The organism is Odoribacter sp. AF15-53 (assembly GCF_003479425.1).
Taxonomy (GTDB): Bacteria; Bacteroidota; Bacteroidia; order Bacteroidales; family Marinifilaceae; genus Butyricimonas.
The window spans coordinates 596,504-610,445 of record NZ_QUHC01000002.1 but is presented as its reverse complement, the minus strand read 5'-3'; the positions used below and the strand labels follow the sequence as shown (position 1 = coordinate 610,445).

Here is a 13,942-nt window from a genome sequence, read left to right as displayed (position 1 = left end):
ATAAGGTCAGTTGACCCTGCGGGCGCTTTGTTCACGGCAGCTTAGCTGCCGGTAAGCTACTCAGGACTTTATGGACTTTACGGACAGGAGCGAAAGCGTTTTTAATGCGATTGCCCTGTGTAGGGTAGGGTAAACCAAAAGGTTGAGCCTTGATGTTCCACGGAGTTCACGCCGATTTTACCACCGAGTTTCGTGATGATTGTTTCGCTGATAGCGAGTCCCAGTCCCGTGCCTTGAGCGAAGTTGTTCAGCTTGATGAAGCGTCCGAATACCTGTTGTTTTTTATCCGGGGCGATACCGCAACCCGTGTCGGAAACGTAGAAATAGAGCGTTTTCGGGTCCAGTAATTTGTATCCCAGTTTTATACTTCCTTGTTCGGTGAATTTGATGGCGTTGGTTATGAAATTGTTGATCACTTGCGACAGGCGGTTACGCTCGGTGCGAATGACACATTCGGGCAGGCGTTCTTCCACGTTGAATGTGACGGGACTGTCGCTCATCTTGAAGCGGGTTGCTTGTTCAATCTCGTCGAGTAAGAGGTTAATATCCACTTTCGAGTACACGAATTCTAACGTTCCGGCCTCGATCTTGGAGAGATCGAGGATGTCGTTGATCAGTTGTAGCAACAGGTTATTATTGTTCTTGATGATATTGATGTATTCTTGTCTTTCCATCTCGTCTTCCGTCATGGAAAGGATTTCGGAGAAGCCCACGATCGAGTTGAGAGGTGTGCGGATTTCGTGACTCATGTTCGCAAGAAAAGCGGATTTCAATCGGTTACTTTCCTCGGCTTGTTCTTTTGCCTGTAACAGGTTTTGTTCCATTTGTTTGCGTTCCGTTACCACGATGCTTGATCCGATGATGGTTTTGGGATTTCCCGAGAGGTCGTATTCGTAAACGGCTCCCTGTTTGTCGATCCACTCGTATTCCCGGTTGTTGTACCAGTGTACGAGGTACACTTCGTGGAATTCGGTGCGTTTGCCCGAGAGGAGTTCTTCGAATACCGAGCGCATGTGATCCCGATAGTCGGGATGTATGGAGTTAATATATTTCTCGACCTTGCAGAAGTATTTCCCGTTGATGGCAAAAGGAGTATCTTCATGATGGTAGATGTCATAGTCGCAAGAGAAGGTCTGCGAGGGGACATCGCAATCCCACGGGAGAACGTGAGCCAGGCTGAGAACGGAGGATAGGGATGAATTCGTGATTTCTAGTTTCTCCTTTGCATCCCGCAGGGAATTTTCCAGTTTCTTGTAGTCATCGACGGAACTAGAGGTTCCGATTAATCTCCTCGTTTTTTCGTGATGGCATCCTTCCTCTTGTAAAGCGTTAATTTCAATCCATTTGTAATACCCACAGTGTTTGTAGTCAGCCCGGAAGGTTAATTTTATCCGGTATACTTTGCCACGGATGAGGTTATCGAATTCTTGGGCTACTCGTGTCTGGTCATCGGGATGTATAGCATTGAAGAATTGAGAGAACGGTATCTTCAGATCCCACTCTAAAGAATCTCTATATATCCCTTTTAATTGTAACGAGTTGGTGATAAATACCTGTTCTTCGATGTCGTACATCCAGAGTGCATGTTTCGTGATGTTCAGGGCGAGCATCAGTTTTTGCGTGATAGACTTGATCTCTTCTTGTTGTTTTTGCATGCTGGTGATGTCCAAAGCACTACACACGAGCCAGTTTTCGTTGTTTTCAGTAAAAAGGTGTTTGTTGATCATTAGCATGTGTTCCTGACCGTCGTTAAGAACGAATTTTTCAATCCCCCGGTACGAAGTGTTATTTCTTGCGAGTTGTCGGTCAAATTCCCGGACTTGTTGGGCCCGTTCCTTGCTCATCACGATTTCTTCCGTTTGGCCGATAACCTCTTCACTGGAACGTCCAAAGATGCATGATTGTTTACTCCAGAAAATGTAGCGTTCAGAATTCATGTCCTTGATAAAAACCGGGATATCTATGCTTTCGAGTACTTGGCTCAGAAAGTGTAGCAGCTTTTCCGTTTGCAATTTCCGTAGCGTGTAATCGGTGATATCCCGCATAAAAGCGATTACTTGGTTATCGGGAAGTAGTCTCGTGTAGATTTCGAAATAGTAGGTGTTTTTTCGTGTCGGGAGGCAGATATCGAATTGTCTTGGAGTTTTTTGTTCCCGGGTCTTTTGTAATTGTTGTTGAAAATACTCTCTTGCTTTGGGATGTATCACGATCTCTTCCAGTGTTTTCCCGATCATTTCTTCTGCGGGCAAGGGAAGTTGTTCCGGGATCGGGTTAAGTAAATGCACCAAATGATATGAATCGTCAAATATGACGATCATGTCGGGGCTTGCGGCTATAATAGCCTCTTGTAACCCGGCAGGAATTTTTGTTCCGTAGGTAGAAGTATTTTCTGACATAAATATTGCTATTTAAAACGCCTTTGGTAATTTTTAATGACACCGATCAAATGTACGTTTTTTTATTTACAGAGCCATAGCGATGTTTGTTTATTTTGAAAATGGAATGTATTCTTTTTGAAGGGAGGGGATGTTTTTTGAGGGGTATGGTTTATGAAAAATGATTATTTTGTGATTTTGGCATTAAAAATATAGGGGTGTGTATTCAAAATAAATATTATTTTATATATTTGACCCCTGAAAATTTAGGGTTCATTTCTAAAAATACAATTTTATGGCGAAATTTAGATTCTTAGCTTTACAGGAGATCGCTCGTCGCAAACCTGTTGAATGCGGGGTACGTCCCAGGTGTTCAGTCGTGTTTGGAGAGAACGTGTTTTCAATGGATAAGATGCGTCACTATCTTTCAATCGAGGCCTACAAAAAATTGGAGAAGGCGATGTTGGAAGGGATGGTGATTGACCGCGGGTTGGCCGATCAGGTGGCAGCGGCCATGAAGGCATGGGCTGTTGAACGGGGAGTTACTCATTACACGCACTGGTTTCACCCGTTGAACGGGGCCACGGCGGAGAAACATGATTCTTTTATTGATTTGTTGCCGAATGGTGACGTGATCGAATCATTTGACGGGCGGTTGTTGGTCCAGCAAGAACCTGACGCTTCGAGTTTCCCGAACGGGGGAATTCGGAATACTTTCGAGGCTCGCGGCTACACGGCGTGGGACCCGGCTTCTCCCGCGTTTATTAATAATCGCACGTTGTGTATTCCCACGGTTTTCGTGGCGTACACGGGGGAGGCTCTTGATTTCAAGACACCGATGTTGAAGGCTTTGGCCATGATAGATAAAGCGGCAGTGGATATCTGTCAGTATTTCGACAAGGACGTGCAGCGTGTGATGGCCACGTTGGGGTGGGAGCAGGAGTATTTTCTCGTGGATGAAGCTTTGTATAATGCCCGCCCCGATCTGAAATTGTGTGGACGGACGTTGATGGGACATTCGTCGGCGAAGGACCAACAGTTGGAAGATCAATATTTCGGGGCAATTCCGGCCCGGGTGACGGCGTTCATGGAAGAGTTGGAGTACGAGTGTCATTGTCTTGGTATCCCGATCAAAACGCGCCATAACGAGGTGGCCCCGAATCAGTTCGAATGTGCCCCTATTTTCGAGGAGGCGAACCTGGCGGTCGATCACAACCAGTTATTGATGTCCACGATGAAGAAAGTGGCCCGGCGGCATAATTTCCGGGTGCTTTTGCACGAGAAACCTTATAAAGGAGTGAATGGTTCCGGGAAGCATAACAACTGGTCTCTGATGACGGATACGGGGGTGAACTTGTTGTCGCCGGGAAAGAACCCGAAATCGAATATGCAATTCCTGATTTTTCTGGTATCGACGATCAAAGCCGTTTACGAGCATGGTGATCTGTTGAAAGCGTCGATCGTGTCGCAAGGGAACGAAGCTCGTCTGGGAGGTGACGAGGCGCCCCCGGTGATTATGTCCGTGTTCCTGGGGAATTATTTGTCCGGGATGCTCGACGAGTTGGTGGAGAAAGTGAGCGATAAGAAAATGAGCCCGGACGAGAAGACCGAGTTGAAGTTGAACGTGGGAAAAATTCCGGAGATCATGTTGGATAACACGGATCGTAACCGGACTTCGCCTTTCGCCTTCACGGGAAATCGTTTCGAGTTTCGTGCGGTTGGTTCATCGGCGAATTGCGGAGGGCCGATGATCGCTTTGAATGCCGCGGTGGCCGAACAGTTGATCTTGTTCAAGAAGGAAACCGATGCTTTGATTGAAAAGGGTGTCAAGAAGGACGAGGCGATATTCCAGGTGTTGCGTAAATATATAATCGAGTCCCGTCCGGTGCGTTTCGAGGGGAACGGTTATGGTAAGGAGTGGCATGAGGAAGCGGCTCGGCGGGGATTGTCGACCGAGGTGGATTGTGTACCGGCGTTGAAGGCTTATTGTTCGGAGAAAGCGAAACACTTATTCGTGGATAACGGGATTCTGAGCGAACGGGAGTTGCAAGCCCGGTTCGAGATCAAGAACGAGATATATTTGAAGAAATTGCAGATAGAATCCCGCGTGTTGGGCGATCTTGTGCTGAATCATATCATTCCCACGGCGATCATGTACCAGAATACTTTGTTAGCTAACGTGAACGCTTTGAAGAATATATTGCCGGATTACGAGATGGTCGCAGACGTGCAGATTGAGGCTATCCGGACGATCTCTCATCACATTCGTGAGATTCAGAAGATGGTATCAGATATGACGGAAGCCCGCAAGCAGGCAAACACGATCGCCGATGAGGTGGCTCGTGCCGGGGAGTATACCGAGAAGGTGCGTCCTTATCTGGAGAAGATTCGTTATCACGTGGATAAGCTGGAGTTGTTGGTGGATGATGAGATTTGGCCGTTGCCAAAGTATAGGGAATTGTTGTTCTCTCGTTGAGGTTGGGTTTGTAAAGTTTATAAGGTTTATAAAGTTTATAAGGTTGATGGACCCTGCGGGCGCTTTGTTTACGGCAGCATAGCTGCCGTTGAACTTTGTCCGAAGGACACCCGTCACTTTATAAACCTTATGAACCTTATAAACTTTATAAACTGTTTTATTTCTTTTCCTGTAATTTCAATACTTTCCCGTCGGGAAGAGTGAGTTCGGCTTCTTGGCCTTTGCCCATGAGGCTTACCTGGTCATTTTTATAAAGATAACCGGAGGCCATGCGTTGCTGGGGTAATTCGTAGGTTTGGTCGTCGAGGGTCACGATAGCCAGCTCTTCGGCAGGGTAGAAGGTTACGTTCACCTGGTACAGCATTTTGGTTTTCCCATCACCACCTTGGAATACGGCATTAATCACGCTTTCCGGGGTTTCGGTGTATAAGGTTTCACCGCGTTGTTCGATAATCCATTGTCCGTTTACTTGTCTCACGTTGTAGGTATCGTCGTCCTCCACGTTCCACGCGTAATCGCCATTCGGTAAAGAGCGTCTGTCGAGTAACGGGTGTGTTTCAGAACCGGCGATGAATACTTCGACCAGTGTGGAGTCGTTGGAGAAAACGATAAATGTGGAAAGAGTGGATTGCGGGTCGTTTACCGGGTTCATGCGAACTCCGTTTTCGAACAGGCGGATGCAGTCTTTCTTAGCTTCCGACCAGGTGTACCCGGCAGCCGCATTGCATCCGTGCGCGTCATTGGCGACACCGATTGTTTGTTCGGCTGTTTTCGGGATGAATACTAAGGTTTGTTTCCGGTCTTTATCCGTTAATTTTAACTCTTTGTTTTCGATGCTGTACGTGGTCATGACTGCCAGTGTTTTCATGAATTTGTCCTCGAATTGCAAGTCCGGACAAGCCATCATCGTGCTTCCTCCCGGTTCGAGTTTAATCGTGTTGCCTTCCGTGGAATATCTCCCGAAGAAACGATTACATCCGGAAAATCCGTACATCGTGTTCGTGTCGGTCAGTACGATGGTTGGCACTCGTTGGGGAAGTTCGACTTTCCCGTCTGTTGTTGTCATCTCTTTTAATTGCCACTCGTTGGCGACCAGTTGCGCCTTGTTGCCGCTGTTGCTTTTGCATCCGAAGAATGCAAATGTCACGGCGATCATCATTAAAATAGTTGTTTTTCTCATGTGCGTGTATTTTTTTGCAAAGATACGATGTAAAGCGGAAAAAGGTTTATAAAGTTCATAAAGTTTATAACGTGACGAGTGTCCTTCGGACAGTGTTTATCGGTAGCTCAAGCTGCCGTAGACAGAGCGGCCCGCAGGGGTCCATTCACTTTATAAACTTTACAAACTTTACAAACTTTATAAACAGGGAGACTAATGCGTTAGTCACCTATTCGTTCGTTCATTTTCAATAATTGATCAATGTGAGTGCGATCGTTCCACAATTGCGGGACTTTGTTCTGCCCACCCAGTTTACCTTTCTCTTTGAGCCAGTCGTTGAAAAGATTGGGACGGGCGGTATGGAGAATGAGGCGTTGGAGTGACATGTTCTTGTAGCGTTTGGCCTCGTAATCGGAGTTCACTTTTTTCAGTTCGGAGTCGAGAATGTCCGCGAATGTTTCCGTATCGGCGGGTGGGGTTTCAAACTCGATGATCCATTCGTGGGCTCCTTTCTTGCCGTCGCTCATGAATACGGGGGCGGCGGTGAAGGCAATCACGGTGGCACCCGTGCGTTCGCAGGTGTGTTTCAGGGCCTCGATAGCGTTGTCAATGATCAGTTCCTCCCCGAAAGCGTTGATAAATAGCTTTGTGCGTCCCGTGATCTTGAATTTGTAGGGACGAGTTGAAGTGAACTGTATCGTGTCGCCGATCATGTAACGCCACAATCCCGCGTTGGTCGAGATCACCAGGGCGTAGTTCACGCCCGTTTCGACTTCTTCGAGGAGGAGCGCTCGGGGGCGTGGCTTGCTCAGTTCTCCGACGGGTACGAATTCATAGTAGACTCCGTAGTCGAGCATTAACAGCATGGAGGTGTCGTTCGGGTCATCCTGTAATCCGAAGAATCCTTCCGATGCGTTGTACGTTTCGAGATACTTCATTTTCGGATCGGGCAGCAGTCGCTTGTATTGTTCCCGGTAGGGGGTAAAGTTGATGCCCCCGTGGATGAATAGTTCTAGATTGGGCCATACCTCGTGAAGATTGCTTTTTCCCGTTCGTTCCAGTATGCGGTTGATCAGCGTGAGGAACCATGACGGCACTCCCGCCAGACTACGCACGTCTTCCTTGATGGTCGTGTCGCAGATTTTCTCTATCTTTTCTTCCCACTCGCTCATGAGCATGATCGACTGGTCGGGTGTTTTCATCATGTTTGCCCAGAACGGGGTGTTCGAGATCAGTATGGCGGACAGATCGCCGTAGCGGCAGTTGTTGTTCGTCTTTGAAATCTCGCTGCTTCCTCCGAGGGCCAGCGTTTTGCCATTGAATACCTGTGCCTCGGGGTAGAGTTTGTTGAAGATCGAGATCACGTCTTTCCCTCCCCGGAAGTGACAGTTCTCCAGTGCTTCTTTACTCACGGGGATGAACTTGCTTTTGGCGGCGGTGGTCCCCGACGATTTGGCGAACCATGTGATGACTTCAGGCCACAGCAGGTTTTGCTCGCCGTTCATCAGGCGCTCGGTGTAGGGAGCCAGTTCCTCGTAGTGGATGATCGGGAGGCGTTCCCGGTACTGTTCCGCTGTCAGGATGGATGCGAAATCATACTTTTTTCCGTATTCCGTGTCGGCGGCCTCGTTAAGTAATTCAACCAGCGTGTCGCGTTGCACCTGAATCGGATTTTCCTTGAAAAACTCGATTTGCGACAATCTTTTGGTCGAGAACATGGAGATAATGGAGTTGATGACAGGCATTATGTATAAAGTTAAAAGTTAGTAACTAAAAACTAAAAGTTTGCATGTTGAACGAATAGCAACTATTGTACCACTTTTCATTTTCAATTATTAAAGTCCAGTTTTAGTTGGGGGTCGAGCAAGGTGAAGCTTTTCCGGTGGTAGGGAGTGATGCCGTGAACGAGGATTCCTTCCCGGTGTTTCCTGGTCGGGTAGCCCTTGTTGCTAATCCAGTCGTAGACGGGATATTGCTCGTGCAAGTGTTTCATGTACTCGTCCCGGTGCGTTTTGGCAAGGATGGAGGCGGCCGCTATGGCCATGTATTTCCCGTCTCCTTTTACGATACAGTGGTATTCCGTGTCCCCGTAAGGTTTGAAGCGGTTACCATCGACAAGGATATGTTGCGGGGGGATACTTAATTGCGCTAACGCCCGGTGCATGCTCTCGATCGAGGCGTTGAGGATGTTGATCTTGTCGATCTCCTCGTTGTCCACGCTAGCCACGGCCCACGCTAGGGCTTCCCGTTCGATGACGACTCGCAGTTCGTCTCGTTTCTTTTCGGATAGCTGTTTCGAGTCGTTCAGCATTTCGTTGAAGAAGTTTTCCGGTAAGATCACCGCTGCCGCGAAGACCGGACCGGCCAAGCATCCCCTACCGGCCTCGTCGCACCCGGCCTCGATCTTGTCTTGATAATATTTTAATGTCAACATATTAATAAGTTCATAAAGTCTATAAAGTCCATAAAGTCTATAAAGTCACGGGTGTCCTTCGGACGGTGTTTATCGGCAGCCTAGGCTGCCGTTGACAAAACGCCCCGTAGGGGTCTATAAACTTTATAAACCTTATAAACTCTATCGTTTGGGCAAATATAGCAAAAACTTTAGAGTTTTTTTTATCTTTGTGGGGAGATAAAACGAAAGAGTTTGTTCTTGAATATTAATTTAAAAATCTAAGTTTCTAAAGGTGTTCACGAAAGAAGAGGCAAAGGAAGTCCGGTTGAAGTTCTGGGAGGGTTTCAAGCGTTATTGCAAGCGGAAGCACGTTTACCGGAAGTGGGTACTCACGGGGGTGAAGATACGGTCCACGCAGTTGAAGTTCTATGCGGACCGGGAGAAGGCTCTCGTGTTGTTCCAGATTGATCACAAGAACGAGTTGCGTCGTTTCGAGGTATACGAGTGCATGTTGTCGTACCAGACATTATTCCGGGAGGAGTGCGGTGACGAGTTGAAGTGGGAGGAGGAGTACACGGGAATCGAGGGACAAGAGGTCAGTGCGATTTATTTCGAATTGCGGGGCGTGAATCTCTACCGGGCGGAGGATCACGAGCGGATATACGCTTTTTTTGTCGAGAAGATGCCTTTGCTCGAAGACCTTTATTTCGAGTACAGGGATTTGATCACGGAACGATTGAAACAGAACGATAATTAAACGCGGAATAGCGATGAAAATAAACAAAAGTGGGGCGGTCCTCTCTAGAATCGTGCAAATCGGGGAGACGCTAAAAGAACTTTCTCGGGAGAACGGGAAGGAATATTTACCCCTGAACCGGGGTGTGAATCAAGTGGTGAACATTGATTTGACGGAGGTGGTGAAATCAATTGATTTCAATTCTCCGGATATACAGGTATACCCGCATGGTGCAGGACGGCCGGATTTGCGGGTGGCGATTAACGAGGAGTTTTTTGCGGGGAAGTCCTCGCCTGATAATATTTTGATCACGGCGGGCGGGATGCATGCCCTTGATCTTGTGGCGCAGACGGTGAATATCGGGAAATTGTATCTTCCTTCTTATTATTGGGGGTGTTATTTCAAGATGCTTACTATCCGGCAGGTCGAGAGCGAGGGGTATGACAATCAGTCGGATTTGCTGCCGATGATCGACTGTTTGAAGGGAAACGCCGTGTTAATCAGCGATCCGAGTAACCCGTTGGGCGATAAGCATGACGACGAGGAGCAACTGGCGATCATCCGTGCGCTGAACGATGCCGGGGTGGTGGTTTTTTATGATTGTCCTTATCGTCGTCTTTTTATGGATGCCTCGGATGATTATTACGTGCGGTTGATGAACATGGAGAACGTGATTATTACCGAGAGTTTCAGCAAGTCGGTGGGATTGAGCGGGCAACGGCTTGGGTTTATACACACGTGTAATAAGGAACTGCACGATGAGTTGGAGGTCCGGGTGATGTACAACACGAACGGGATCAATGGTTTCGCCCAAGAACTGGTGTTGCGTCTCTTGACAACTCCCGAGGGGAAACGGGCGGTGACGGCCTTCAAGGAGCGCACGATTCGCGATATCGCTTTGAATATCGAGTACTTGCGGGCGAAGGGATTGTTGGCCGACGAGTTCTACACGGGCACGACACCCCGTGGAATATTCGTGATCGTCAACCGGAGCGAGGAGGAGTTGCTTGAACATTATATCGGTGCGGTGTCGCTTTCTTTCTTCACGAAGACCCGGCAAGCGTACGCGAAGGATTATTCGCGTATATGTGTTTCCGTGCCTCACGAGAAACTGGTAGCGTATTTCGAAGGATTGAAATAGTTTTTCGAGAGTAATCCGCCCGTTGTCTATGGTTGGGTTACCCTTTCTCTTGATCAAGAACATAACAACTACTCTACACGAACAGAACATAGACTCAAATTTCGGTCTATGTTCTGTTCGTGTAGGGTTGGGATTCCCTTATTGTCTAAGTGCAGCGATTGAGAAAAGATCGCCAACGTAGGGCTTGTGACTATGGACTTTATTCCCCTCTCTTAATCGTCCTTCGTGAGAGAGAATTCTTTGTCTGCAAATAGTTCTGCCAGTCCCGATATTTGTTTCAGGCGTAGGATCTCATCCTTGTCCATGCCGATGTTCTGCATGATCCAACTGTCGGACATGCCCGCCTTGGTGAGTTCCGACACGATTTCGGTCATCAGTTCGATGTTGTGCGTGCCGCGGGCCCGGTTGTGGCGGATCGTCGAGGCCATGCGATTGGAAATGTCCTTGTTGATCACGACAACCGGGAGGAGTCCTTTTTCTCGCTCGAATATGCGTTGTGAGGTTTTCATGATCTTGTAGCGATGGAACCCGTCCACCAGTTCGTAGATGTCTTTTTCGGGGATATAGTAGCACACGCAGGGCATGGTGTAGCCGTCTTCCCAGATGGATAGTTCCAGTAATTTCATTTCGGGTGGGGCCACCACGTTGGGGTTGTAAGTGTTGGCGACCACCTTGTCGACAGGGACCCGGATCACGTTGTACACGGGGCTTTTATATTCTTCCATAAGATTCCATTAGAGATTTATATTTCAGCATGACATTTGCCCGGCGTTCGCGTTCCGCCTTGTTCAAGGCGAATCCCATGTATTTGCAGGAGTGATCGTTTTTCAGGATACAGATACAAATGCGTTTGAACGTGGGTAGTTCCTTGAATTCGGAGACGCGGATGTCATCCTGGTATTCCATGCGCACGGGCTTTTTGTTGGTTTTGTAATTCGTGGATTCTCCGACCGAGATCGGGATACCCATCCTACGGAGCTTGGCGATCGTTTCCTCGGCGAGACACCCGCCTTTCTTGCTCCAGAATTCCATGCTCACGGAGAGCTTGCGCAAGTAGTTTTCACGCGCTTCATCGGGGAGTGTGCAGAGGAGGAATTTGAAGTAGGAGGCCCATGTCATGCCTTCCGGCAACGTGACCGATTGCCAGCCCATAGCGGTAGTACCGCCATATAGTCCGGTGAAATTCACGCCGTTGACTCGGCTAATCATCTTGCCCCACATGTCGGGGTCTATGGCCCGATACAGTTTGAGGCTGGAAAGGGCTTGCGAGATAAAGGGGCTGGCCACGCGCTGGCGTTCGAGGGGAACCCCGGCCTGGTAATAGAGGTCATACAGGTGATTGTAGTCCCACTTGAATTTTCCGTTTGCGGTCCAGATATCGGTGGTGAGCCAGTCGTATATCGGGTAGGCGTTGAAGATGTTTTGCGCGACTTTGTGCGTCCATTTCAAGTGTTTGTAGCTGTGGTAGTTTTTGTCGCGATGGATCGCCTGCCAGCGGTGGTAGCTCTCCTGCGTGCGAATCCCGATGAGGCAGCAGGTACGCTGGGCGTTCTTTTTTTTGTGATACCACTCGGCAAATTTTACTTGGAAGTCGTAGTCCCACATCTCTTCCGTGTAGAAATCGAAGTCTTCCTTGCAGTAACATCCCGTGGGGAGTTCTCTCACCCACAGGTGGCGTAACGAGTCGTCCCACGGACGCCAGTAGCGCTGGTACATGGACGTGCAGGTCGATACCTTGAAGGGGATGCATACCCGGTAGACTTCGAGCAGGTCGGGGTTGGCGGCTAGCGTACGGTCAAGGTAACGAATGGTTTCGTTGTACTGCACCTCGTAGTCCATGTGGAAGACGCCGAGTTTCCGGTTGGGCTTGTGCTTGCGGATGTAGTCTATACACAGGTTGAGTAGCACCCCGCTATCCTTCCCGCCGGAGAAGGAAACGTACACGTTATCGAAATCGGTGAATAATCGTTCAAGCCGTGCTTGCACGACGTCATACACATTCTTTTTGATTCTCATAAGCTGGGGAATATACCATTTTTACATATAATTTCCACTCTTTGAAAACGGTAAAACCGTTTGTCCGGAAAACTTCCGCATCTCGTGCATGGGAGACGACGAAAAGAGGTTGGTTTTCCGTGAACTCTTTCTTCGCGAAGTCAATCAGGGCTGCTAGTAGGGTGGAATTATCCCCCGGAACGTGATAATTATCGATGCAGGCGCCCGCTTTCTTGATTTCAACAGGCATAAAGCCTTTGACTTCATCGCCTTCCGTTGCCACGAGCCACTTGTGGTTGGCTGATGTCTTAAACGGGTAGTTGTTGTTCTGACGGAGTACGGGAATACTCATTACCAACGGTGCCACAAGTTCATACAACCGAGGATCTGTACCGTGTAATTTTTCTATGTTCATCGCCGATCTTTTCTGCGAACATAGTTAAAATTAATCATAAATCAAAAAGGGAGAATAATTTTTTATAAAATCCAGAAGAGGGGGTGAGGGATGGATTGGAATTAATCTTCTGTTTATTTCCCGCCTGTTTACGTGGAAAGGCGTGTGGGTGGGGGAAATAAATATAACCTAATGTTTTGTTTAGACGTTTATAGCGGAAATATTTCATTCTAAACTAAACTTGAATTATGGCAAATACGGTGGAGGTCTCGAAGAAGGGAGAGAGGAAGAAGATTATATTCCTGGTTATTTTTATTATCGTGGCGATCGTGGCCGTCGTTTTATGGTGGTTGAATTATCGTAAATATATCAGCACGGATGATGCGAATCTCGACTCGTACCGGGTGAGCGTGGCGGCGCAGGTGCCGGGACTGGTGGCCCGTTTGCTGGTGATGGAGGGCGACACGGTGAAACGGGGCGATCTTTTACTGACGCTTGATGATAGCATGGCTTTGACTAGGGTACGGCAAGTTGAGGCACAACGGGAGCAGCAGGTGGCACAACTGGCCTCCCGACGGGTGAACCTGACTACGGCTCGGAAGGAATTGAAGATTGCGGCCTTGGCGGAGCAGCTTAATGCGGAGAATTACCAACGGGCGAAATCCCAGTACGAACGGAGCGAGATCCCTTTGGAGAAGTTTCAGGATGCGGAACAGGCGTGGAAATCCTCGCGATTGCAGACGGAGATCGCCCGGGATCGTTTTGCTATGATCGAGGCCGAAATTAAAGTTATCGAGGCGACAATCCGGGCCACGGAGGCGGCCATCGCTTCTGTCCGTGCGGAGTTGGGGTATTATCAAGTGACGGCCCCCGCTGATGGGATTATCGGGAAACGGTGGGTTTTGCCGGGAGATATGGTCGAGGCCGGGCAGACGACGTTGACACTTAACCGGGGAACGGATATTTGGGTGGCCGTTTATCTGGAAGAGACGAAGTTTAAAGAGATATACTTGGGGCAACGGGCGCGATTCACGCTTGATGCTTACGACAAGTTGACTTTCGAGGGACGGGTGTATTATATCGGTGATAACACGGCCTCGGAGTTCGCGCTGGTGCCGCCGAATAACGCTTCGGGGAATTTCACGAAGGTGACACAACGGATTCCGTTGAAAATCTCGATTGATAAGGTGGAGGGGGACGACAGGCAGAAAGCGAGGGTGAAACTGGTGTCCGGCATGTCGGCCACGGTTAAAATTGTAAAGGAATAGACG

At 48.5% G+C, this 13,942-nt stretch carries 11 protein-coding genes; 4 read left to right on the top strand and 7 right to left on the bottom strand.

Translation table 11 applies throughout. The features are described 5' to 3' along the window. Positions 1-101 precede the first annotated feature (101 nt). On the bottom strand, positions 102-2,396 hold the full coding sequence (locus tag DWW52_RS07000) for an ATP-binding protein (RefSeq protein ID WP_118714744.1): 2,295 nt from the start codon (positions 2,394-2,396) through the stop codon (positions 102-104). 274 nt (positions 2,397-2,670) lie between these two features. Here DWW52_RS07000 and DWW52_RS06995 point away from each other — a divergent pair, with 274 nt between their 5' ends. Further along, the gene (locus DWW52_RS06995; protein WP_118714743.1) at positions 2,671-4,851 is read left to right on the top strand and encodes a glutamine synthetase III; all 2,181 of its coding nucleotides are present in this window, start codon (positions 2,671-2,673) and stop codon (positions 4,849-4,851) included. Between the two features lie 157 nt (positions 4,852-5,008). Here DWW52_RS06995 and DWW52_RS06990 read toward each other — a convergent pair whose 3' ends face one another. The 3 genes from DWW52_RS06990 to DWW52_RS06980 all read right to left on the bottom strand — a co-directional run bounded on the left by DWW52_RS06990 (position 5,009) and on the right by DWW52_RS06980 (position 8,444). Then, positions 5,009-6,031, bottom strand: a complete 1,023-nt coding sequence (locus tag DWW52_RS06990; protein ID WP_233556748.1) for an META domain-containing protein — start codon at positions 6,029-6,031, stop codon at positions 5,009-5,011. 200 nt (positions 6,032-6,231) lie between these two features. After that, positions 6,232-7,755, bottom strand: coding sequence for a GH3 auxin-responsive promoter family protein (locus DWW52_RS06985; protein WP_118714741.1), 1,524 nt, complete (start codon positions 7,753-7,755; stop codon positions 6,232-6,234). A gap of 83 nt (positions 7,756-7,838) precedes the next feature. Continuing rightward, entirely contained in the window at positions 7,839-8,444 is a 606-nt protein-coding gene (locus tag DWW52_RS06980; protein WP_118714740.1) for a ribonuclease HII, read from the bottom strand. Positions 8,445-8,697: 253 nt separating this feature from the next. Here DWW52_RS06980 and DWW52_RS06975 point away from each other — a divergent pair, with 253 nt between their 5' ends. Further along, positions 8,698-9,162: a DUF4268 domain-containing protein gene (locus DWW52_RS06975; RefSeq protein ID WP_118714739.1), complete on the top strand. Its 465-nt coding sequence runs from the start codon at positions 8,698-8,700 to the stop codon at positions 9,160-9,162. 13 nt (positions 9,163-9,175) lie between these two features. After that, positions 9,176-10,282: a pyridoxal phosphate-dependent aminotransferase gene (locus DWW52_RS06970; RefSeq protein WP_118714738.1), complete on the top strand. Its 1,107-nt coding sequence runs from the start codon at positions 9,176-9,178 to the stop codon at positions 10,280-10,282. A 212-nt stretch (positions 10,283-10,494) separates the two neighbouring features. Here the strand turns inward: DWW52_RS06970 and DWW52_RS06965 are convergent, their stop codons facing one another. From DWW52_RS06965 to DWW52_RS06955, 3 genes are read right to left on the bottom strand one after another with little or no spacing between them, the layout of a single operon-like run. Further along, complete coding sequence (locus DWW52_RS06965; RefSeq protein WP_118714737.1) at positions 10,495-11,007, bottom strand: ParB/RepB/Spo0J family partition protein; 513 nt, start codon at positions 11,005-11,007, stop codon at positions 10,495-10,497. After that, entirely contained in the window at positions 10,994-12,298 is a 1,305-nt protein-coding gene (locus tag DWW52_RS06960) for a DUF3440 domain-containing protein (protein WP_118714736.1), read from the bottom strand. The genes DWW52_RS06965 and DWW52_RS06960 overlap by 14 nt, the downstream gene beginning before the upstream one ends. Further along, a complete protein-coding gene (locus DWW52_RS06955) occupies positions 12,273-12,692 on the bottom strand; it encodes a hypothetical protein (RefSeq protein WP_118714735.1) in 420 nt (139 codons plus the stop codon). Before DWW52_RS06955 ends, DWW52_RS06960 begins: the two co-directional genes overlap by 26 nt. Before the next feature lie 227 nt (positions 12,693-12,919). Here DWW52_RS06955 and DWW52_RS06950 point away from each other — a divergent pair, with 227 nt between their 5' ends. Further along, the gene (locus tag DWW52_RS06950) at positions 12,920-13,939 is read left to right on the top strand and encodes an HlyD family secretion protein (protein ID WP_118714734.1); all 1,020 of its coding nucleotides are present in this window, start codon (positions 12,920-12,922) and stop codon (positions 13,937-13,939) included. Positions 13,940-13,942: the final 3 nt, after the last annotated feature.